The organism is Klebsiella sp. P1CD1, from assembly GCF_003790505.1.
GTDB classification, from domain to species: Bacteria; Pseudomonadota; Gammaproteobacteria; order Enterobacterales; family Enterobacteriaceae; genus Klebsiella; species Klebsiella variicola.
The window spans coordinates 1,932,111-1,951,460 of record NZ_CP033631.1 but is presented as its reverse complement, the minus strand read 5'-3'; the positions used below and the strand labels follow the sequence as shown (position 1 = coordinate 1,951,460).

Genomic DNA, 19,350 nt, shown 5'->3' with positions numbered 1-19,350 from the left:
TGCAAAGTCTGCTTTATCCACTCAGAACTGATTTTCATCTAACTGTTGCATCCAGGACAACTTTCTAAGTCTGGAAAGGCTGGTAAGATAGATGCGTTTCTATCATCATTAGATGACAAATAACTATTTTTGCTTTTTTTAAAAAAAAACCTGATTTATGTATCTAAAGGTAATATTGTATGTCGCAACATAACAATACCTACTGGCAGCAAAACCTGTTTGTTTTTTTGGTTCCTTCACAACGGTCTTTGCGATGACTATTATGTTGCTTTTTTGCCCCTTTATATCGAAGAGCTTGGCGTACATGGACACTCAGCTGTAGTTCAGTGGTCCGTCATTGCTTTCAGCGCAACTTTTATTTCAGCCGGACTCATAGCTCCCGTCTGGGGAAGGCTTGGAGACCGGTTTGGTCGTAAATCTATGCAGGTGATGGCGAGTCTTGGAATGGCCATTGCAGTCTCCTTAATGGGTATGGTGACAAACATCTGGCAACTTATTGGTCTGAGACTGCTCATTGGTCTTGCTGGAGGATACTCATTGCCGTTCAGACACCTAAAAATCGTGGGGCGTGGGCGCTAGGAATTGTTTCATCAGGAGTAATGGCCGGTAATCTTGCCGGCCCGCTTTCAGGCGGATGGCTACCTGACTTAATCGGTATCCGGTCAACGTTTTTTTGCGCCAGTGCTCTCATTTTTCTGACATTTGTGATGACGATTACGCTCATTCGGGAATGATACGCCAAAAACGTCTGAATCTGTCGGAAAAACTCGCATCAGCCTGGCGAATCTGCCTTATCGCACAGTTATTATTTGTATGCTCTGCACTGGTGTACTGCTGATGCTGGCCAATATGTCAATTGAACCCATCATAACCGTTTACGTTCGTATGCTCGTCAGTGACCCGTCGTATGTGACCCAGGTTGCAGGCTATGTCATGTCAGCAACGGCCCTGGGCAGCATTCTGTCCGCATCCTGGCTTGGAAAACTGGCGGACAGAATTGGGCATCTTCGCATAATTACTATCGGCCTTGCTGTGACCGGACTTCTGCTTATTCCACAGGCATTTGTCAGCGCAGGCTGGCAGTTAATTATCCTGCGTTTTCTTATGGGACTGGCTTTAGGCGGCCTTTTACCTTGTATCGCCTCAGTGCTTCGTCAGCATGTCCCGGATGAGATGGTAGGTACCATACTTGGCTATTCTGTTGCTGCACAATTCGCTGGTCAGTTTACAGGACCGCTTATAGGTGGTTTTATTGGTGGTTATTTAGGCATGCGTCCGGTATTCCTGGTGACCTGCTGCATTTTGGTTCTGAGAGCGGTATGGAATTTCAGAATATATAGCCAGCAAGCAAAATGATAGCTTACGATAATTTTTGCACTTGTTAATTCGGGATATTAAACTTAAATTCCCAGATCAGGGTTGCTGAAACGGCATGCTTACGAGCGATCCGAGTCAGAACATCTTAGATGTGGGGCCTTAGCTCACTGCTATCAGGCGTTAAGGTCGCGGTAGATCCACCTTTTTATTTAATTAGTTATACGAACTATCCAAGTCCTCCTGAACCGTCTTTAACTGACATGTGGTGTTCATGCCAGTCAGAAGAATCAGAATTATGTTTTCTTCGCGAATCTTCATATTATCTAGATTTAGCGTGTTAGTGAGAAAAGTCTTTCAGATGCTTTTTTATTTTCCCTTCCCCATCGGGAAAGATTGGTTATCCGATTTGGGGTCATTTGGTCACACTTCACTCAGGATAGATTCTTAAACGCCCACATTAGCTACGCATCCTTTTCAGGTTAAGCCATTGTAACCATCATCACGAGCACGTGCTGAGGATCGTTCAAACCAGATTTATGTAATCCGTAACTATTGGTGGTCATTCTGGTGGTCTTGACAGGCAAGCCATTCTGGCTTAGCTTAATTATCAGCCACTTGTTGGCAAAGGCGATCCCAGTCAGAGGAGCCAAATTTAAAAAAGCCTGCTTTCGAGCAGGCTTTTTGCTTTTCGCTTTTCATGCGGCCTTACGCGGTTTACGGCGTCATTGCCGCGCGGCAAATCGGGCAACCTGTTCGGCGAGAAAATCAATTTCCTGCGGCGTGTTATAAAAAGCCAGCGAAGGCCGGACGGTACTCTCATAGCCCAAACGACGCAGGATCGGTTGCGCACAGTGATGCCCGGACCGCACAGCGATGCCAACCTGACTGAGATAGCGCCCCACGGCTTCATTTTCATGCCCCGCCAGCACAAAAGACAAGACGCTGGTTTTGTTCGCCGCGGTGCCGACCAGCGTCAGGCCCGGAATAGCCGACAGCTTCGCAATCCCATACTCCAGTAAGGCATGCTCATACTGCGCAATATTTTCAATCCCCAGTGAGGTCACATAGTCGATGGCCGCCCCCAGCCCGACGGCATCGGCAATATTGCCCGTTCCCGCTTCAAATTTATTCGGCGAAGGCTGGTAGCGCGTCAGCTCAAAGGTCACGTCGGCAATCATGTTCCCGCCGCCCTGGTACGGGCGCGCCTCTTCCAGCACCTCCTGCTTGCCATAGACGACGCCGATCCCGGTAGGTCCAAAAATTTTATGCCCGGAGAAGACAAAGAAATCGGCATCCAGCGCCGTGACGTTGGTCGGGATATGTGAGATAGACTGCGCGCCGTCGATGGCGATACGCACGCCAAAACGATGGGCGATCTGCACCAGTTCCTGAACCGGCGTCACGGTCCCCAGGGCGTTGGAAACGTGAGTAGCGGACACAAAACGGGTTTTATCGTTGAATAACCGAATATACTCCTCGACAATCAGCTGTCCGTGCTCATCAACCGGCGCAACGCGGATCGTCGCGCCCGTCTCCTGCGCAATAAGTTGCCACGGCACAATGTTGGCGTGATGCTCAAGCTGCGTGAGGATAATTTCATCCCCAGGGCGTAGCAGCGGCTTCACGTAGCTGTGCGCGATAAGATTGAGTCCCTCCGTGGTGCCGCGCACGAAGATGATTTTCTCCGGGCCGCGGGCGCCAATAAAGCGCGATACTTTCTCCCGCGCGGCTTCATAAGCATCGGTGGAACGAGCGGCAAGCGTATGCGCCGCCCGATGAACGTTCGAGTTCTCGTGCAAATAATAATGGCTGATGCGATCGATAACCTGCTTCGGGCGCTGGGTCGTCGCGGCATTATCCAGCCACACCAGCGGATGCCCCTCCACCTGTTCGGCGAGGATCGGAAAATCCGCACGGATCCGCTCAACCGGGATCTGCCCAACCCGCGCCGCTGGCGCAGGCCGGGAGCCGAAAGCAGGCAATGACGCAAACCCGCGAGGTGCGATATCCGCCCTGCTCTCCTGGCCCAGTGGCACCACCCGCGGCGCGTAGGCCGCCTCCACTCCGCGCGGACGGGCGGGCGTATCGCTCAGCAACCCTTGCAGATCCCGCGCGTCGGGCAGACCATAATCGCGTGCAGAGGGGGCGTCACCCGCCTCGCCGGGCCATCCGCCCGGCGCAAAGGGAAGCGTGAATAAATTACTCGTAGTCATAATATTCACCCACTTCAACATCTTCCAGCACAGCAATGGCATCATCGGCCAGGATCGCGGCGGAGCAATAAAGTGAGAGTAAATAAGAGGCCACGCCGTTATCATCGATCCCGCGGAAGCGCACCGACAGCCCGCGAGACTGCTCGTTTGGCAGCCCTTCCTGATAAAGCCCCAGCACGCCGCGTTTACTTTCCCCGGAGCGAATCAGCAGAATATTGGTTTTCCCGCCCTGGCTTTTTGGGTTCTTCAGTCCGTCGACAAAAAGTTTATCGGAAGGGATCAGCGGAATACCGCGCCACAGAATAAAAGTCCCGCCATGCAGGTTCACCGTGACCGGCGGCACACCGCGTCGCGTGGCTTCACGCTGAAAGGCGGCAATGGCCCGCGGATGGGCGAGGAAGAAGGAAGGCTCTTTCCACACTTTTGACAACAACTCATCCAGATCATCCGGCGTCGGGCGGCCGTTGCGGGTCTGAATGCGCTGCGAGTCATCAATATTTTTCAGCAGTCCATATTCATCATTATTAATAAGCTGGCTTTCCTGGCGTTCACGCAGGCTTTCGATCGCCAGCGCAATTTGCTCTGACGCCTGGTCATAGGGCGAACTGTAGAGATCGGCAATTTTGGTATCAACGTTAATAATGGTCGAGATCGAATCCAGCTGATATTCGCGCGGTGTGGTCTGATACTCAATATAGCCCTGTGGTATCTCTACGCGTGAAGGGTCCTGGCTGCATAATACGTCCAGCGGCGTCTCCCCCTCCACGACCTTGTTGACGCGATAAATGCCCGACTCCAGCCCTTTATAATCGAGAAAACGACTGACCCAGCGCGGAGTAATTGCCGCAAATTGCGGCGCCGTTTTGGTCACATTCGCTAACTGATACGCGGCTTCACGCCCCAGTGCATTAATGCTTTTTTGTTCTGCCATGATAAGTCCTTAGTGTTTGAAAGAGTGGAGCTGAAGGTTAGTACTGCGGTAAACGGGTATCGACATCCCGCGCCCAGGCGTTTAGGCCATCTTTTAAATTCATCACGCGCCCCTGATAACCTGCGCGCTGGAGTGCCCGAATGGCGAAAATACTGCGCTGCCCTATCTTGCACAGAAACACCGCATCGACCGTCGGATCGAATTCATCGATACGTCTGACTATCTGGCCCAGCGGCATCACTTTGGCCTGCGGAAATTTTGCGATCGCTCTTTCGTGGGGCTCACGAATGTCGATCAGTTGCAGGGGTTTTCCCTCCTCTATCCACGCATGAAGCTCAAGCGCCGTGACGCTTTCAATGGGTGCTTCTGACTCATCAGGTTTCAGCCCGCAAAACTCCTCATAGTCGATGAGCGCATGGATCGACGGATGCTCACCGCAGACCGGACAGCCGGGGTCCCTCTCCAGCCGCAGTTCACGTTGCTTCATCTGCCACACATCGAAGAGCAGCAGACGGCCGATCAGGCTCTCGCTGCCGCCGACGATAAGCTTGATGGCTTCCGCGGCCTGAATAGTGCCAATAATGCCCGGCAACACACCGACCACGCCGCCTTCCGCGCAGGAGGGCACCAGCCCCGGCGGCGGTGGCTCGGGATAAAGGCAGCGGTAGCAGGGCCCTTGCCCGGCATAAAAAACGCTGGCCTGCCCTTCAAACTGGAAGATGGAGCCGTAGACCAGCGGCTTACCCAGTAACACGCAGGCATCGTTGATCAGATACCGGGTGGGATAATTGTCCGTGCCGTCGACCACCAGGTCGTATTCGCGGATGATCTCGAGCGCGTTTTTACTACTCAGGGTGGTGTTATAGGTTTCCACCTGAATCTCGGGGTTAATTGCTTTAATCTTGTCTTTCGCCGAAGCGACTTTGGGGCGGTTAATATCTTTGGTGCTGTGAATAATCTGCCTTTGCAGGTTGGAGATATCGACAAAATCAAAGTCGACAATCCCCAGCTTACCAACCCCCGCCGCGGCCAGATAAAGCGCCACTGGCGCCCCCAACCCGCCGGTGCCAATAAGTAACACGCGGGCGGCCTTCAGACGCTTTTGCCCCTCAAGCCCGACTTCCGGCAGCAGCAAGTGGCGGCTGTAGCGGGCAATCTCAGCATGCGTCAGCTCCGACAGACGGTCGTCCGGGATAATGCTCGGTCTGCTCATATCGCCTTCCCGACGCCACCGGCAATGGCGGGAACCAGCAACACTTCCGCCCCATCGCTAACCGGCGTCTCCAGCCCACCGGTAGTTTTAATATTGTGCTCACCCACATACAGATTGATAAAGCTGCGCAACGCGCCTGCGTCGTCATACAGATGCGGCTGAATGTCCGGATATCGCGCCGCCAGCGCCGCGACCAGTTGCCCAACGGTGTGACCTTCGAGGGTCACCTTCCCCTGACCGTCGGTGAACGCGCGTAGCGCAGTGGGGATCAGTAATGTCGATGCCATAGTGATAATCTCTCCGTGTTTTGCTCTGGTTTCCGGCAACGTTGTGCCTGTTATTCACGTCATGAAACGATGTGCACTTCCTCCTGCAAAAAGCGCAGGCGGTCCTGCGTGAGCCGCCAGCTGGTCAGCGCCCCCGCCTGCCGCTGCGCGACCGCCACGATGATGTAGGCGTAAAACGGCAGGGCATGTTCACGGTCAAATTCCGATGGAATGGCCGGATGATCGGGGTGCGAATGGTAATAGCCGATGACATCCACACCTTCCGCCAGCGCAGCACGCTCCGCCCGCAAGGCGTCGTCGGCGGTGATAACAAAGCGGTGGTACTGCTCTTCCGATTCCCGCGCGTTGACGATGGGGAAAATCGCCGTCACGCGGCCATCGCCCTGCGCAGATAAATGACCAAAAAGCGCACCACAGCATTCATTGGGATAGGTCTTTTCCCCTTCAGCGCCAATCTGTCTGGCGATTTCACGAGTCAATTCAATCATGGGTTTCATTCCAGAAAGGGTCGGTCAAATAGCGGGAGCCCACATCGCACAGCAGCGTGACCACCACCGAACCAGCCGGCAGCGTGCGGGCCAGCCGTGCGGCGGCGGCAACATTGGCGCCAGATGAAATACCGACAAAAATGCCGTCCCGCCGGGCGAGGCGTCGCGCACTCGCATAGGCCTCCTCGGTGGTGACGGAAATCACATCATCAAACAGGGTTTCGTCGAGAATGCCGGGTTTAATACTGCTGCCCATATGCTTAGTCCCTTCAATGCCATGGAATGGCGAAGCGGGCTGAACGGCGAGGGTTTTCACCCGCGGATCCTCAAACTTCAGCCGCCGGGCGGTGCCGACAAAACTGCCTGACGTGCCCATCCCGGCGACAAAATGGGTGACTTGCTTTCCGCTTTGCTCCCAGATCTCTTTCCCGGTGGTCGCGAAATGCGTTTGCGGATTAACGGGGTTGTTATACTGGTCGGGATAAAAATAGCGCTCCGGGTGTGCGGCGACCTGGGCCTGGACTTCAAGATAAGCGCCATCGGAACCTTCAAGCGGATCAGTCTCCACAATCGTGGCGCCATACTGACGAATTATTTTTTTACGCTCCGGGCTGGTATTCTGCGGGAGATACAGCCGAACGTGATACCCCAGCGCGGCGCCGATCATCGCGTAAGCAATTCCGGTATTACCGCTGGTCGCATCAATAATAGTTTTATCCGGCGTCAATAACCCCCGCGCAATTCCGTCCAGTACCATCGCTTTTGCCGCGCGGTCTTTCACCGAGCCGCTGGGATTCATAAATTCAGCTTTTGCCAGCAGCGTGACACCCGATAATTCTGCAGAAAAAGAGGGCAAGGCTATTAAAGGCGTCTCGCCAATCGTTTCAAGTAAATTCATAATAATGATCACGCTGTTATTTTAATGGTACGGGAACGATAGGTTTATTTATTCTTGTAATGATTAAATGCCGTCGCCGTCGCTGAAATGTCTCTGCTGTATTCGCGCCTGTTGAACATTACTGTCCGGTGGCACATCACGGGTTAGCCAGATATTTCCTCCGATGCTGGAGCGCGCCCCAATGGTAATTCTCCCGAGGATTGTCGCGCCGGCATAAATCACAACGTCATCTTCAATAATAGGGTGGCGAGGATAATTTTTTTGCAATTGTCCGTCCTCACCGACGAGGAAACGTTTGGCCCCCAGGGTGACGGCTTGATAAATACGTACTCGTTTACCGACGATGGCGGTTTCACCAATGACCACGCCGGTTCCGTGATCGATAAAGAATCCGTCATCAATCTGCGCACCGGGATGAATATCGATTCCGGTCTGGCTATGCGCCTTTTCCGTGATGATGCGCGCCAGCAGCGGAAGGTCGAGCTGATGCAGCTCATGGGCCAGCCGATAGTGCATCACCGCATGAATTCCCGGGTAGCAGAGCAGCACATCATCCATGCTGCGCGCGGAGGGGTCACCCTGATAAGCGGCGAGGATATCACCGTCAAGACGCTGACGAATCACCGGTAAACGGTTGGCAAACTGCTGAACGCGTCTGGCCGCCTCCTGCAACAGGACCTCATTTTCCGCCTGCTCATCCGACTGATAATAGAGTTCCAGAAGTGCTTCTTCGGTGAGCCTGTCCAGCGCGGTGCCCAGCAAATGGCCGACGTAATAATCTTCCCCCTCTTTGCGTAAGTCCACGTCGCCTAAGCGCATCGGATAAAGCACTTTTATCAATGTATCCGCGACGGAATTAACGCTTTCCCGGGAAGGTAAACTCCGTTTATTACGATAATTATTCTTCGCGTGCTCATCGCGCCACGCCTGGCGAACGCGACGCAATTCATTGACGACATTATTTAAATGCCAGTTATTTTCTCTTTTCGGCAAGAGATACAATTCACCCGCTTCCGGCATAATAATATCCTTCATAAAAGCACATCGATAAAATTCTTTTTGGCGTTACCTCACTTTTATGCATTACCCACATTAAAAACAAATAACCTTATTGACTTTAAATAGCTGAAAAGAATAAATAGTTAAAAATCAAGGTATTCTTCCCCCCTCACCTCACTCAGTCGCGACATTGCATCCCGCCTGGTCAAGCATTGCAGGCGTCAAACCCCAGTGAGATGGGGAAAAGCAGGTTCCTTGCAATAAGTAGAGCCAGAGGTTTGCTTTCAGAGCAACTCGCCCCATCTGCCACTGTTCGCCAGTCCAGGCCGCCAACATAAAAAAAGCCTGCTTTCCAGCAGGCTTTGTTTTATACCGCGGCAGAACACCTCTTCCGGAAGGCGAACCAGCCCCTTTCAGCGCTTACGCCCCGGCCCACCGGCCATGTTTGTTAGCGCAAGCTTTCTTCCTTGAGGTCTATCTCCCGCAGCACTTCATAAAAGGTCGTATCACTGATGTTATGGGCACGCCGCAGCCGGAACAGCTCCTGGCGCTGGGCGATAATAACCTCTCTTTGCATATACTTCTCCAGCCTGGCGCGCTTCGCCAGCTCCAGCCCGACGTCCTGCCCCTCGTCACTGTCGTTATAGTGCAGCCGCCGCTGGTACGTTTCCAGCAGCATATTGCCTGCATCGACCCGCAAAGCCTGCTCATTCGGATCGTCCACCGGCTCGTCCAGCAGCGCATTCAGACGGTTAATCGCCACTTCGGTCATCACCGCACCGATATTGTCCTTCCCGGTGTCATGGGGTAAATCATCGGCCAGATACTGGGTCATGTACGGCAGGCCGACGGCCGCCACGATGAGCGACATCAGGATCACCGCCATTGAGAGAAAGATCAGCAGTTCCCGCCCCGGAAACGGCGAGCCATCCGCCAGCAATACCGGTAGTGTCAGGATACCGGCAAGGGTGACGGAACCTTTTACCCCCGCCAGCGCCATGACGGCCATAATGCTGAATCGCGGACGAATAGTGATAGCCTTGCCCCGGCGCTTACGGCGGAAAATCGTCAGGGTCATCGACAGCCATACCCAGGCAAAGCGCATCAGGCCAAGCGCCAGGGTGATGGCCACCGCGTACAGCAGCAGATACCAGGGAGACGAGACGCCGGCCTGACTGGCCACCGCAGGAAGCGTTTTCAGCATGCGCGGCAGCTGCTCGCCCAGCATGAGAAAAATCATGCCGTTGAGGGTGGTCTGCAGCATGGTCCACACCGCGCTGCTTTTCATACGCGTCGCCGGCAGTCGGGGACCCGACAGCTGCTCATAGTGCATCGCAATGCCGGCGGCCACCGCAGCAAGAATGCCTGAGACATGGAACGCCTCGGCCAGCAAATAGGCAGCGAAGGGGATAAGCAGGCTTATCAGGATCTGAATTGCCGGCTCCTCGCGGGTGCGCCGCACGAGAAAGTTGTTGCATTTGCCGGTGACCCACACCACCACGAGGCCACTGAGGATCCCCCCAAACGCCATCAGGAAAAACTTCACCACTGCGTCTCCCGGCGAGAAGCTGCCGGTCAGCACCGCGGCGATGGCGAAGTTAAAGGCGACAAGGCCTGAAGCATCGTTTAACAGCGACTCCCCTTCGAGAATATGCGCCATCCTTGAGGGAAGCGGCGAGCTGGCGGTCATTGCCGATACCGCCACCGGATCGGTGGGTGACAGAATAGCCGCGAGGGCGAACCCCGCGGCCACGGTGATAGCCGGGATCAGCCAGTGTATAAACAGACCAATGCCGAGGATCGTCACCATCACCAGGCCTATCGCCAGCGACAGAATCGGCTTCATATCCCTGAAAAAGGCGTCTTTGGGGATCCGCCAGCCATCGAGGAAAAGCAGCGGCGGAATAAACAGCAGCAAAAAGATATGCGGATCGAAATCGACCTGAAATCCGCCGGCGGCCAGCGCAGCGCCTGCGGCGATCTGGATCAGCGGCAGCGGCACCTTAACGGGCAGAAGATGAGACACGAACACGGTCACGACGATGGCCATCATAAAGACCAACACAATAGTAATTAGCGACATTCGCCCCCTCCTCTGACGGCAATACTCATTCTGTACATCACGCTTTTATTCCTTTCCTTGCAGGTGTTGTTTCATCGCCGGTTTATTGCTTCAGACGCCGATAATAGAGGTCAGCAATCTCTGTATGATGGCGATGTTATTTAAACTACGGTGCGCCTCATGCCGAACCAGGGGTGACAATGTGTTTTATCGTACCGCCTTTGTCAATCCGCCATCGTCTGCAAATAATTGACAATCCGCGTCTGCGACAGCGCAATGCAGGTATCTCTGGCGCTCGTCTACCCCACCTGATGGTAATCACGGATCAATATATTTTTATATTATTAGTTCTTCTTATCGTATTTCGAATACGGATATTACCAGGCAACCTAATAGAATTCGCAGAGTAATATTTCTCTGCCGAAAACAACGGTTATCGCCGTACAGTGCCAGAACATGCTTATGCCAGGCCGCCTTCCTGACCCTGGTTTTCGACATCCCTCTCCTCCGCCACGCTGCGCTTGCCCCATCCCGGGTTTGGGCGTACCCTGACCGACAATTAAACCACACGGTCTAAATGATGAATCCCGATACCTCCGCCGTCCTGAAGCCCCGCCGCGGTCGTCCACCCAAGGTCGATCGCCAGTTTGACGATACGCGCCAGGCGCTGATTCGCTCAGGCCTTGAAGTGCTGACCGAAACGGGCTATCTCGCGGCAGGTATCGAGGCCGTTATCAGGAATATCGATGTGCCCAAGGGATCGTTTTATCACTGCTTTAAAAGCAAGGAGGCCTTTGGCCTGGCCGTGCTTAGCGCCTATGGCGACTTTTTTGCGCATAAATTAGATAAATTCCTGCTGGACGACGCCGTGCCGCCGCTGGAACGGATGGCGGCTTTTGTGCGTCATGCCGGCCAGGGGATGGAGAAATACCAGTTTCGCCGCGGTTGCCTGGTGGGCAACCTCCTGCAGGAAGCCCCGCTGTTACCCGACACCTTTCCCGGGCGATTAAAAGCGATTCTGACGGCATGGGAGTCGCGCGTGGCCCGCTGCCTGCACGAGGCGCAGGCTGCCGGAGCGATCGCCCGCGACGCCTCACCGGACGCGCTGGCCCAGGTCTTCTGGATCGGCTGGGAAGGCGCGGTGATGCGCGCCAGGCTGTGCCAGTCCGCCGCACCGCTTCACCAGTACTGGGAATTTTTTGCGCACAGTATGACAACAAAAACACCTGCACAGGACGGCGTTAGCGCCGATAACCCCCTTCCGACGAGGAATACTCTGTCATGAAAGCATTAGTTCTGGACCAGATCGACAACCGCACCGTCGCCGCCATCAAAGCGATCGACCTGCCCGCCCTTGCCGAAGGCGACGTTCGGGTCGCTATCGACTGGTCGAGTCTCAACTATAAAGATGCCCTGGCGATCACCGGCAAAGGCAAAATCATCCGTCAGTTCCCGATGGTGCCTGGCATCGATTTTGCGGGACGGGTGAGTGAAAGCCGCGATCCGCGCTTTGCTCCCGGTCAGGACGTGATCCTGACCGGTTGGGGCGTAGGCGAAAACCACTGGGGTGGCCTGGCCACCGAAGCCTGCGTCAAAGGTGACTGGCTGGTTGCCCTGCCGGCGGCGCTCAGCGCGCGCCAGGCGATGATCATCGGCACCGCCGGCTTTACCGCGATGCTGTGCGTTGATGCCCTCGTCAATGCGGGCGTCACTCCGGAAAGCGGGGAAATCCTGGTTACCGGTGCCAGCGGCGGGGTCGGCAGCACCGCCGTGGTGTTGCTAAAAGCGCTGGGCTACCGGGTGACGGCGGTATCGGGCCGGGAATCGACGCACGATTACCTGCGTCAGCTGGGCGCCGATGCGATCCTGCCGCGCAGCGACTTCGCGGAGACCCGTCCGCTGGAGAAACAGCTGTGGGCGGGCGCGGTGGATACCGTAGGCGGCACGATGCTGGCCAAAGTGCTGGCGCAGACGCAATACCGCGGCTGCGTCGCCGCCTGCGGTCTGGCCGGGGGCTTCGATCTGCCGACCACCGTGATGCCGTTTATTCTGCGCAACGTGCGCCTGCAGGGGGTGGACTCGGTGATGGTGCCGACCGCTGAACGCAACGCCGTCTGGCAGCGTCTGGCCCAGCTTCTGCCGGAGAGCTACTACCAGCAGGCGGCCACCGAAATCACGCTGGAGCAGGCGCCAGCGTATGCCGCAGATTTTCTCAGCAACACGATTCACGGCCGGACGCTGGTCAATATCGGCCAGTAATCCTCTACTCCCGGCGCCCGTGGGGCGCCGGACTTCGAGAGGATCAAGGCATATCATTTCCTTCCCCACGGGATTATGATGACGCGAACCGATGCCTTTGCGAGTGGTAAAAAAGTAAATGGATGTCATAAGCATCATTATGGCGGCGGGTAAATCATCCGTTGACGTTGCACTGTATACGCTGTTGCCGATTATGGTGATCATGCTGATCATCATGAAATATCTGGAGGTCCGCGGCATCCTCGATGTGATTGTTCGCTGGGTTGCCCCGCTGCTGAAGCCCTTCGGCTTAACCGGGATGAGCGCCTTCGCCCTGATCCAGATTAACTTTGTCAGCTTTGCCGCCCCGCTTGCGACGTTGTCGATTATGGACAAACGCGGCGTCTCGGACCGGCAAATGGCCGCCACGCTGGCCATGGTGTTCGCCATGGGGCAAGGCAACGTCTTTTATCCCCTCACCCCTTTTGGTCTGCACTGGCTGGCCTCGATCGTTATCTCGGTGATCGGCGGGCTGTGCGCGGCCGCCGTCGCCTGGCACGTCACCGGACGGCGCTTATCGGTCGCCGAGAATCCCCGCGCGGAAGCGCTGCCCAACGCCGAGCAAAACAGCCAGGGCATACTGGCGGTGATCAACAGCGCCGGCTCCGACGCCATCCGCCTGGCGCTCGGCGCAGTCCCGATGCTGATCCTGTCGTTAACCATCGTCGGGCTGCTGCAGGGCGCCGGGGCCATTGACCTGCTACAGCAGGCGCTGAAGCCGGTACTTGGCTGGCTGCATATCCCGCAGAACTTTGTGCTGCCGGCGCTGGTGAAGTGCGTCGCCGGGGGCACCGCCTACTTTGGCGTCATTTCTGAGCTGATCCAGCAGGGCAAAGTGACCGTCAGCCAGGTCAACGCCTCGGCCGGCCTGCTGATCCAGACCTTTGATCTACCCGGTATCGGTATTTTTCTCGGCATCAGCTCACGGTTTGTCCGCCTGTTTCGCTTTGTCGTTCCCGCGGCGATCGTCGGCATCCTGCTGCGTACCGTTCTGCACCTGCTCCTGTTTTAACGCCTCTGCTCTGGCCTGCGCTTTCAGGCAGGCCGTCACCGCCGCCTGCTCGCCGCAGGTGATATGCTCATCGACGCGCGCCAGCATCCACGGAAAGAAAGGATTGGAGGTGACGCGCATTAACGTCTCCAGCCCCACGCTCAGCGTTCCGGTTTCCCCTCGCAGTGAAATGGTGCCCAGGCTGATGCCGTAGCGGTTCTTCTCGTCCGGCTCGCGACCGTACAGCGAGTCGCTCAGGGGAAACGGCACCGCCACATGCGACAGAGAGTACATATCCGCCGGCCAGGCGAGATGCAACGGATAACGATGCTCATCCTGCTCCTGCGCCAGCGTGGTACGGGCGATGGTCTGCAGCGTGTGCGCCGTCGCGTTGGTCACCACCGTGGTGGTATAGGCCCGCGGCGCCGGGGGCAGCAGCGTATTGACTGCCGCATAGAGCGCGGGACGGAACAGGACCCGGAGATCCGCCGCCTGGTTAATGTCGAACACCACCAGCTCGCTGCCGTTATCCGGCAGGTAGCGATACAGGGACTCCACCACCGCGCGGGTGCTGACCGTGGAATCCATCACCGACTGAAAGGTCAGGACCGGCGGCAGCGCTTTCAGCTCGCCCTGACGGGACGCGCGGATAATCTGCTGCTGCAGCGCCTGGCTCAATAACCAGGACTGTCTTGCCGCCTTGACCGGAAAGGAGTTGTACTTGAAGGGATTAAACTCAGGCGCCACGTTCAGCCAGGCCGCGCGGGCGAACGCCGGGAAGATGGACGGCAGCCCGGCGAGGCCAGCGAAACGGGCAAACGCGGTCACACCGATCATCGGCGACAGCAGGATAATCTGCTGCGGCTGGCGCAAGTGATTGTCTTCCAGGCTATCAAGAGCATACTTGAGCGCCAGCGCGCCGCCGTTAGAGTAACCGACCAGATGCAGCGGCACGTCCGCCCCGGCCAGGCGCGTCGCTTCGCGCACTGCCAGACGCGTCGCCGCCAGCCAGGTCTCCCAGTCCACCGCCGTTAACGCCCCCGGCGCGGTGCCGTGTCCCGGCAAACGCGGCACCACCGCCACATAACCCCGCTGCTGCCAGAGTTGCGCCAGATAGCGCACGCTGTAGGGCGAATCAGTCAGGCCATGGAGCAGCACCACGCTGCCGCGCGGCTTGCCCTGCGGCAACAGCACAAAAGAACGATTCCAGTCCTGCTTAAACTGCCCCGGCCAGACCCGGCTGTGACGATAAAAGCGGTTGACCGGGGTTTTATCTTCCTCCGGCAAAGCCTCTGTCACCTCGTGCTGGAGATCGGCGAAAATCGTCTTCTCCCGCGCCAGATACTGGGCAAAGGTCGCCTGGTCGATCTCTTCGGCCGACATCTCGTTGGCGCTCCAGGTATGCCAGCGATGCAGGGCCGGGCCTCGCTGGGACTCATAGATCCGCCCGGCGAGAAAGACCACCAGCAGCACCAGTACCGCAATGATCCCTTTTTTTAGCAGTGAGCCAATCACGGCGCCCGACGTTCGCCAGTGGCGTAAAACATGCTTCATGACGCTCCCTCTTATATTTTTCGCGTAGCCGAACTCATCTGCCCTATTCCTGACAGGCTATTTTCACTGTCTGCTTCTCAGCATAGTCATCGGTTCCGGCAAATTAAACCCGGCAGATCATTCATGTTCGGTGAAAAAAAGCCTACCGATGAGATCAACGTTCGGTCGCGTATTTTTAAACACTGTATAAACCAAGGGGATAATCTTATTGTCAGACCTTGAGGAAACATGAATTATCGGCAGGGACGCGATCAGGACAGGAAGATATAGATGGAGTGGTGGGTAAAAAAAGTACGAAAAAATTCAATGACCAGCTCCTGCTGCGTCGTGCTGCAGAGCGGTGCGCTGGAGATGATTGCGGAAATTGAAGCTTGTCGCCTCCACCTGCAGGAAGGCGATAAACTCACTCCGCTGGCCAATGCTCGTTATTGTCTGAATAATAACCCGGCGCAGACGTTGAAGATCCTCAAAGCCACTCATTATAGCAGTGAGCGCTGGGCCAAACTCGGCGGATAAAGAGCACGTCCGGCCCTTAGCCAGTTATAGTCTCAGTATCTTCGCATCCAATATATAAATTCCCCTTCGTCCTTTTCACGCTGTGACATACTATCGGGAATGTCAGCAGACCTGAAACAAGGAGCGAATAATGAATCACAAGGCCGCCAGTCTGACCCCGGAACAAGCGCTTGCCGAGCTGGAAGCGCGCTATGAAGCCTCGGTCACGGCGTTACGCAAGGCCATCGGCGACTATATCGACCATAATACGCTCCCTGATACCGAAGCCCGTGCGGAAGGCCTTTTTGTCTACCCGCAGCTGTCGGTCTCCTGGGACGGCGCCGATCATAAAGCCCTCAAAACGCGCGCCTGGGGACGTTTCACCCATGCCGGTTGCTATACCACCACCATTACGAATCCGAAACTGTTCCGCCACTATTTGCTGGAACAGCTGACCCTGCTGTATCAGGACTATGGCGCGCATATCAGCGTCGAGCTGTCGCAGCATGAGATCCCCTATCCTTATGTGATAGATGGCTCCACCCTGACCCTCGACCGCTCGATGAGCGCTGGTCTGACGCGCTATTTTCCCACCACCGAGCTGTCACAGATTGGCGATGAGACCGCGGATGGCCTGTTCCACCCTACCGAGTTCTATCCGCTGTCGCACTTTGACGCCCGCCGCGTCGATTTTTCGCTGGCGCGTCTGCGTCACTACACCGGCACGCCGGCGGAACACTTCCAGCCCTACGTGCTGTTCACCAACTATACCCGCTATGTGGATGAGTTCGTCAGCTGGGGCTGCAGCCAGATCCTCGATCCCGACAGCCCCTATATCGCCCTCTCCTGCGCCGGCGGGATCTGGATCACCGCGGAAACGGAAGCGCCGGAACAGGCCATTTCCGATCTGGCGTGGAAGAAGCACCAGATGCCAGCCTGGCATCTGATCACCCACGACGGCAAAGGGATCACCCTGATTAACATTGGCGTCGGCCCGGCTAACGCCAAAACCATTTGTGACCATCTGGCGGTACTGCGCCCCGATGTCTGGCTGATGATTGGCCACTGCGGCGGCCTGCGTGAAAGCCAGGCTATCGGCGACTATGTGCTGGCCCACGCCTATCTGCGCGACGACCATGTGCTGGATGCGGTACTGCCGCCAGATATTCCGATCCCCAGCATTGCCGAAGTGCAGCGTGCGCTGTACGACGCCACCAAGCAGGTGAGCGGGATGCCCGGCGAGGAGGTGAAGCAGCGGCTGCGTACCGGAACGGTGGTCACCACCGACGACCGTAACTGGGAGCTGCGCTATTCTGCTTCGGCGCTGCGCTTTAATCTCAGCCGCGCGGTGGCTATCGATATGGAGAGCGCGACCATCGCCGCCCAGGGCTATCGCTTCCGCGTGCCTTACGGCACGCTACTCTGCGTCTCGGACAAGCCGCTGCACGGTGAAATCAAGCTACCGGGCCAGGCCAACCGCTTCTACGAGGGGGCTATCTCCGAGCATCTGCAGATAGGCATCCGGGCGATCGACCTGCTGCGCGCCGAGGGAGATCACATGCACTCGCGTAAGCTGCGTACCTTCAACGAACCGCCGTTCCGCTAACCGGTGACGCAGAGATAAAAAGGAAACACGCTGGCGTTCCCCGCAGGGGATCGTCAGTGCCGGGATGAGCGAAACGAACGGCCCGGCGAGAACTTTGGATGTGCGTCCACAGGGAAGCGTGGCGCGCAGAAAAGCAAAAAGCCTGCTCGAAAGCAGGCTTCTTAAATTTGGCTCCTCTGACTGGACTCGAACCAGTGACATACGGATTAACAGTCCGCCGTTCTACCGACTGAACTACAGAGGAATCGTGTGAACGGGGCGCATATTATCGATGACGCCCGGCGCTGTCAAAGCCTGTTTTCAATAAAATGAATCGTTTGCCGAATTATTCTTCACTTTGCGCAAAAAATGGCGTTCATCCCCGCAAACAGCTCAGGTTTCCTCCGACGTGGCCTTCACGCGCGGGTACTTCCACAGCCAGCGACCGCTCACCATGCGGAAGTAAAACAGCACGCCGCGCACCGCCCAGTCGAGCACCATCCCCAACCACACGCCTATCACGCCCATCCCCAGCACGATACCCAGCGTATAGCCCGCCACCACCCGGCAGCCCCACATGCCCAGCATCGACACCCACATGGTATAGCGAACGTCGCGGGCCCCCTTAAACGCGCAGGGTAAGGTCCACGACAGCGACCAGATTGGCATAAACAGGGCGTTGAGCCACAGGAGCTGCTTCACCACCTCTTTCACGTCGTCTTCATGGGTATAGAACGAGGCAATGAAGCCGGCGAACGGGGCGCTGCCCCAGGCGATCAGCGTCAGAATGATCGTCGACAGCCAAAATACGTGCCAGGCCTGGAATTCAGCCTGACCAATCTGCCCTTTTCCCAGTCGCTTACCGGTGATGATCGTCGAGGCGGAGCCGAGGGCGTTGCCCGGCAGGTTAATCAGCGAGGCCACTGAAAAAGCGATAAAGTTGCCGGCGATAACGTTGGTACCCATCCCGGCGACAAACATTTGGGTCAGCAGCTTGCCGCCATTGAACAGGACCGATTCGATACTGGCCGGGATGCCGATCCCCATCACCTCCCAGATAATGGCGAAGTTAAAGGGTTTGAAGTAGCCCTTCAGCGACAGCCTCAGCGCCGGATTGAGACCCACCATCAACACCCAGATCGTGGCTATCGCGCCAATATAGCGGGCAATGGTCAGCCCAAGACCGGCGCCGACAAACCCCAGCCCCGGCCAGGAGAAGATGCCATAGATGAGCACGCTGCTGATTAAGATGTTGAGGATATTCATCCCGCCATTGATCAGCAGCGGGATTTTGGTGGTTCCGGCGCCGCGCAGTGCACCGCTACCGATCAGCGCAATCGCCGCCGCCGGATAGCTCAGCGCCGTCAGCTCCAGATAGGTCAGGGCCAGGGCCTTGACCTGCGCAGTGGCGTCACCGGCGACAAAATCAATAATCTCCTGCCCAAAGGCATGGATCACTCCCGCCAGCAAAATGGAAAACAGCGTCATAATGGCCAGCGACTGACGCGCGGCCGCTCTCGCCCGCCGCCGATCGCGCTTGCCAAGGCTAAAAGCGACCACCACCGTGGTGCCAAGATCGATGGCGGCAAAGAACGACATGATCACCATGTTAAAGCTATCGGCCAGCCCCACCCCGGCCATGGCCTCTTTTCCCAGCCAGCTGACAAGGAAGGTGCTCAATACCCCCATCAACAGCACACAGGCATTTTCCAGCAGAATGGGGACAGCGAGAGGGCTGATTTCGCGCCAGTACAGCACACGATAACGCTGACGTTTTTTAAACCAGGATGTCCGTTCGACGGCCTGGCGTACGGCGGAGGTGACGTTCAAGAGAGACCTTAGTGAGAGATGTTGAAACAACATTTCAAATGATGATTGAGAAATGGATATCCTGCAAAGTATTTTTCCTGAATAATTGTCGGAAATGACAACAAATTGTTGATGGAAGCGGCAGTTGCGCCTGAACAGGCGAATTGATGTTTGACAAAAGATTTTTCGCCGCTAAGATACGACTCCACA

Annotated in this window: 15 protein-coding genes, 1 tRNA gene and 2 pseudogenes; 6 read left to right on the top strand and 12 right to left on the bottom strand. The window is 56.3% G+C overall.

Translation table 11 applies throughout. The annotated features are described in order from the left end of the window. Window positions 1–202: 202 nt before the first annotated feature. Window positions 203–1,356: pseudogene (locus DTA24_RS09815) on the top strand (MFS transporter). A 683-nt stretch (window positions 1,357–2,039) separates the two neighbouring features. Here the strand turns inward: DTA24_RS09815 and DTA24_RS09805 are convergent. The 8 genes from DTA24_RS09805 to DTA24_RS09770 form a co-directional block, all read right to left on the bottom strand. Continuing rightward, window positions 2,040–3,530 (bottom strand): cysteine desulfurase, encoded by a 1,491-nt coding sequence (locus DTA24_RS09805; RefSeq protein WP_123836749.1) that lies wholly within the window; start codon window positions 3,528–3,530, stop codon window positions 2,040–2,042. Then, window positions 3,517–4,461, bottom strand: a complete 945-nt coding sequence (locus DTA24_RS09800) for a family 2A encapsulin nanocompartment shell protein (RefSeq protein ID WP_008804182.1) — start codon at window positions 4,459–4,461, stop codon at window positions 3,517–3,519. The genes DTA24_RS09805 and DTA24_RS09800 overlap by 14 nt, the downstream gene beginning before the upstream one ends. A 37-nt stretch (window positions 4,462–4,498) precedes the next feature. Continuing rightward, window positions 4,499–5,674: a molybdopterin-synthase adenylyltransferase MoeB gene (gene moeB / locus DTA24_RS09795; RefSeq protein ID WP_022065165.1), complete on the bottom strand. Its 1,176-nt coding sequence runs from the start codon at window positions 5,672–5,674 to the stop codon at window positions 4,499–4,501. Further along, window positions 5,671–5,961 carry a MoaD/ThiS family protein gene (locus DTA24_RS09790; protein ID WP_008804180.1) on the bottom strand — a complete coding sequence of 97 codons (291 nt, stop codon included), beginning with the start codon at window positions 5,959–5,961 and terminating at the stop codon, window positions 5,671–5,673. The genes moeB and DTA24_RS09790 overlap by 4 nt, the downstream gene beginning before the upstream one ends. Window positions 5,962–6,020: 59 nt before the next feature. Then, window positions 6,021–6,449: a Mov34/MPN/PAD-1 family protein gene (locus DTA24_RS09785; RefSeq protein ID WP_012541140.1), complete on the bottom strand. Its 429-nt coding sequence runs from the start codon at window positions 6,447–6,449 to the stop codon at window positions 6,021–6,023. Beyond that, window positions 6,442–7,347, bottom strand: coding sequence for a PLP-dependent cysteine synthase family protein (locus DTA24_RS09780; RefSeq protein ID WP_012967642.1), 906 nt, complete (start codon window positions 7,345–7,347; stop codon window positions 6,442–6,444). The genes DTA24_RS09785 and DTA24_RS09780 overlap by 8 nt, the downstream gene beginning before the upstream one ends. 63 nt (window positions 7,348–7,410) lie before the next feature. Next, window positions 7,411–8,340: a serine O-acetyltransferase EpsC gene (gene epsC / locus DTA24_RS09775; RefSeq protein WP_032733503.1), complete on the bottom strand. Its 930-nt coding sequence runs from the start codon at window positions 8,338–8,340 to the stop codon at window positions 7,411–7,413. A 454-nt stretch (window positions 8,341–8,794) separates the two neighbouring features. Beyond that, window positions 8,795–10,429, bottom strand: coding sequence for a Na+/H+ antiporter (locus DTA24_RS09770; protein WP_008804176.1), 1,635 nt, complete (start codon window positions 10,427–10,429; stop codon window positions 8,795–8,797). Window positions 10,430–10,988: 559 nt separating this feature from the next. Here DTA24_RS09770 and DTA24_RS09765 point away from each other — a divergent pair. The 3 genes and pseudogenes from DTA24_RS09765 (at window position 10,989) to DTA24_RS09755 (ending at window position 13,718) form a co-directional block, all read left to right on the top strand. Then, window positions 10,989–11,814, top strand: a pseudogene (locus DTA24_RS09765) (TetR family transcriptional regulator C-terminal domain-containing protein). After that, window positions 11,705–12,667 carry an MDR family oxidoreductase gene (locus DTA24_RS09760; protein WP_223168595.1) on the top strand — a complete coding sequence of 321 codons (963 nt, stop codon included), beginning with the start codon at window positions 11,705–11,707 and terminating at the stop codon, window positions 12,665–12,667. The pseudogene DTA24_RS09765 and the gene DTA24_RS09760 overlap by 110 nt, the downstream one beginning before the upstream one ends. Window positions 12,668–12,785: 118 nt before the next feature. Continuing rightward, window positions 12,786–13,718: a nucleoside recognition domain-containing protein gene (locus DTA24_RS09755; RefSeq protein WP_040968705.1), complete on the top strand. Its 933-nt coding sequence runs from the start codon at window positions 12,786–12,788 to the stop codon at window positions 13,716–13,718. Here DTA24_RS09755 and DTA24_RS09750 read toward each other — a convergent pair. Further along, entirely contained in the window at window positions 13,629–15,251 is a 1,623-nt protein-coding gene (locus DTA24_RS09750; protein WP_032735978.1) for an alpha/beta hydrolase, read from the bottom strand. The two genes, DTA24_RS09755 and DTA24_RS09750, sit on opposite strands and share 90 nt — an antisense overlap. A 270-nt stretch (window positions 15,252–15,521) precedes the next feature. Here DTA24_RS09750 and pmrD point away from each other — a divergent pair, with 270 nt between their 5' ends. Together pmrD and DTA24_RS09740 are read left to right on the top strand one after the other, a co-directional pair. Continuing rightward, the gene (gene pmrD / locus DTA24_RS09745; protein ID WP_008804171.1) at window positions 15,522–15,767 is read left to right on the top strand and encodes a signal transduction protein PmrD; all 246 of its coding nucleotides are present in this window, start codon (window positions 15,522–15,524) and stop codon (window positions 15,765–15,767) included. A gap of 130 nt (window positions 15,768–15,897) precedes the next feature. Beyond that, window positions 15,898–17,352, top strand: coding sequence for an AMP nucleosidase (locus DTA24_RS09740; protein WP_008804170.1), 1,455 nt, complete (start codon window positions 15,898–15,900; stop codon window positions 17,350–17,352). A 168-nt stretch (window positions 17,353–17,520) separates the two neighbouring features. On the opposite strand, the gene DTA24_RS09735 is transcribed toward DTA24_RS09740, so the two are convergent. The 3 genes from DTA24_RS09735 to DTA24_RS29075 form a co-directional block, all read right to left on the bottom strand. Beyond that, a tRNA-Asn gene (locus tag DTA24_RS09735) sits at window positions 17,521–17,596 on the bottom strand. Between the two features lie 128 nt (window positions 17,597–17,724). After that, window positions 17,725–19,161, bottom strand: a complete 1,437-nt coding sequence (locus DTA24_RS09730) for an EmmdR/YeeO family multidrug/toxin efflux MATE transporter (protein ID WP_016161429.1) — start codon at window positions 19,159–19,161, stop codon at window positions 17,725–17,727. Window positions 19,162–19,169: 8 nt separating this feature from the next. Beyond that, window positions 19,170–19,349 carry a DUF5951 family protein gene (locus tag DTA24_RS29075; protein WP_219163281.1) on the bottom strand — a complete coding sequence of 60 codons (180 nt, stop codon included), beginning with the start codon at window positions 19,347–19,349 and terminating at the stop codon, window positions 19,170–19,172. Between the last annotated feature and the right edge of the window lies 1 nt (window position 19,350).

Excerpts from the sequence above, each read along its gene's own strand:
- pmrD (WP_008804171.1), top strand. The coding sequence starts at position 15,522 with ATGGAGTGGTGGGTAAAAAAAGTACGAAAAAATTCAATGACCAGCTCC.
- DTA24_RS09790 (WP_008804180.1), bottom strand. The coding sequence starts at position 5,961 with ATGGCATCGACATTACTGATCCCCACTGCGCTACGCGCGTTCACCGAC.
- DTA24_RS09800 (WP_008804182.1), bottom strand. The coding sequence starts at position 4,461 with ATGGCAGAACAAAAAAGCATTAATGCACTGGGGCGTGAAGCCGCGTAT.
- DTA24_RS09780 (WP_012967642.1), bottom strand. The coding sequence starts at position 7,347 with ATGAATTTACTTGAAACGATTGGCGAGACGCCTTTAATAGCCTTGCCC.
- DTA24_RS09740 (WP_008804170.1), top strand. The coding sequence starts at position 15,898 with ATGAATCACAAGGCCGCCAGTCTGACCCCGGAACAAGCGCTTGCCGAG.
- DTA24_RS09770 (WP_008804176.1), bottom strand. The coding sequence starts at position 10,429 with ATGTCGCTAATTACTATTGTGTTGGTCTTTATGATGGCCATCGTCGTG.
- DTA24_RS09750 (WP_032735978.1), bottom strand. The coding sequence starts at position 15,251 with ATGAAGCATGTTTTACGCCACTGGCGAACGTCGGGCGCCGTGATTGGC.
- DTA24_RS09785 (WP_012541140.1), bottom strand. The coding sequence starts at position 6,449 with ATGATTGAATTGACTCGTGAAATCGCCAGACAGATTGGCGCTGAAGGG.
- DTA24_RS09755 (WP_040968705.1), top strand. The coding sequence starts at position 12,786 with ATGGATGTCATAAGCATCATTATGGCGGCGGGTAAATCATCCGTTGAC.
- DTA24_RS09805 (WP_123836749.1), bottom strand. The coding sequence starts at position 3,530 with ATGACTACGAGTAATTTATTCACGCTTCCCTTTGCGCCGGGCGGATGG.
- moeB (WP_022065165.1), bottom strand. The coding sequence starts at position 5,674 with ATGAGCAGACCGAGCATTATCCCGGACGACCGTCTGTCGGAGCTGACG.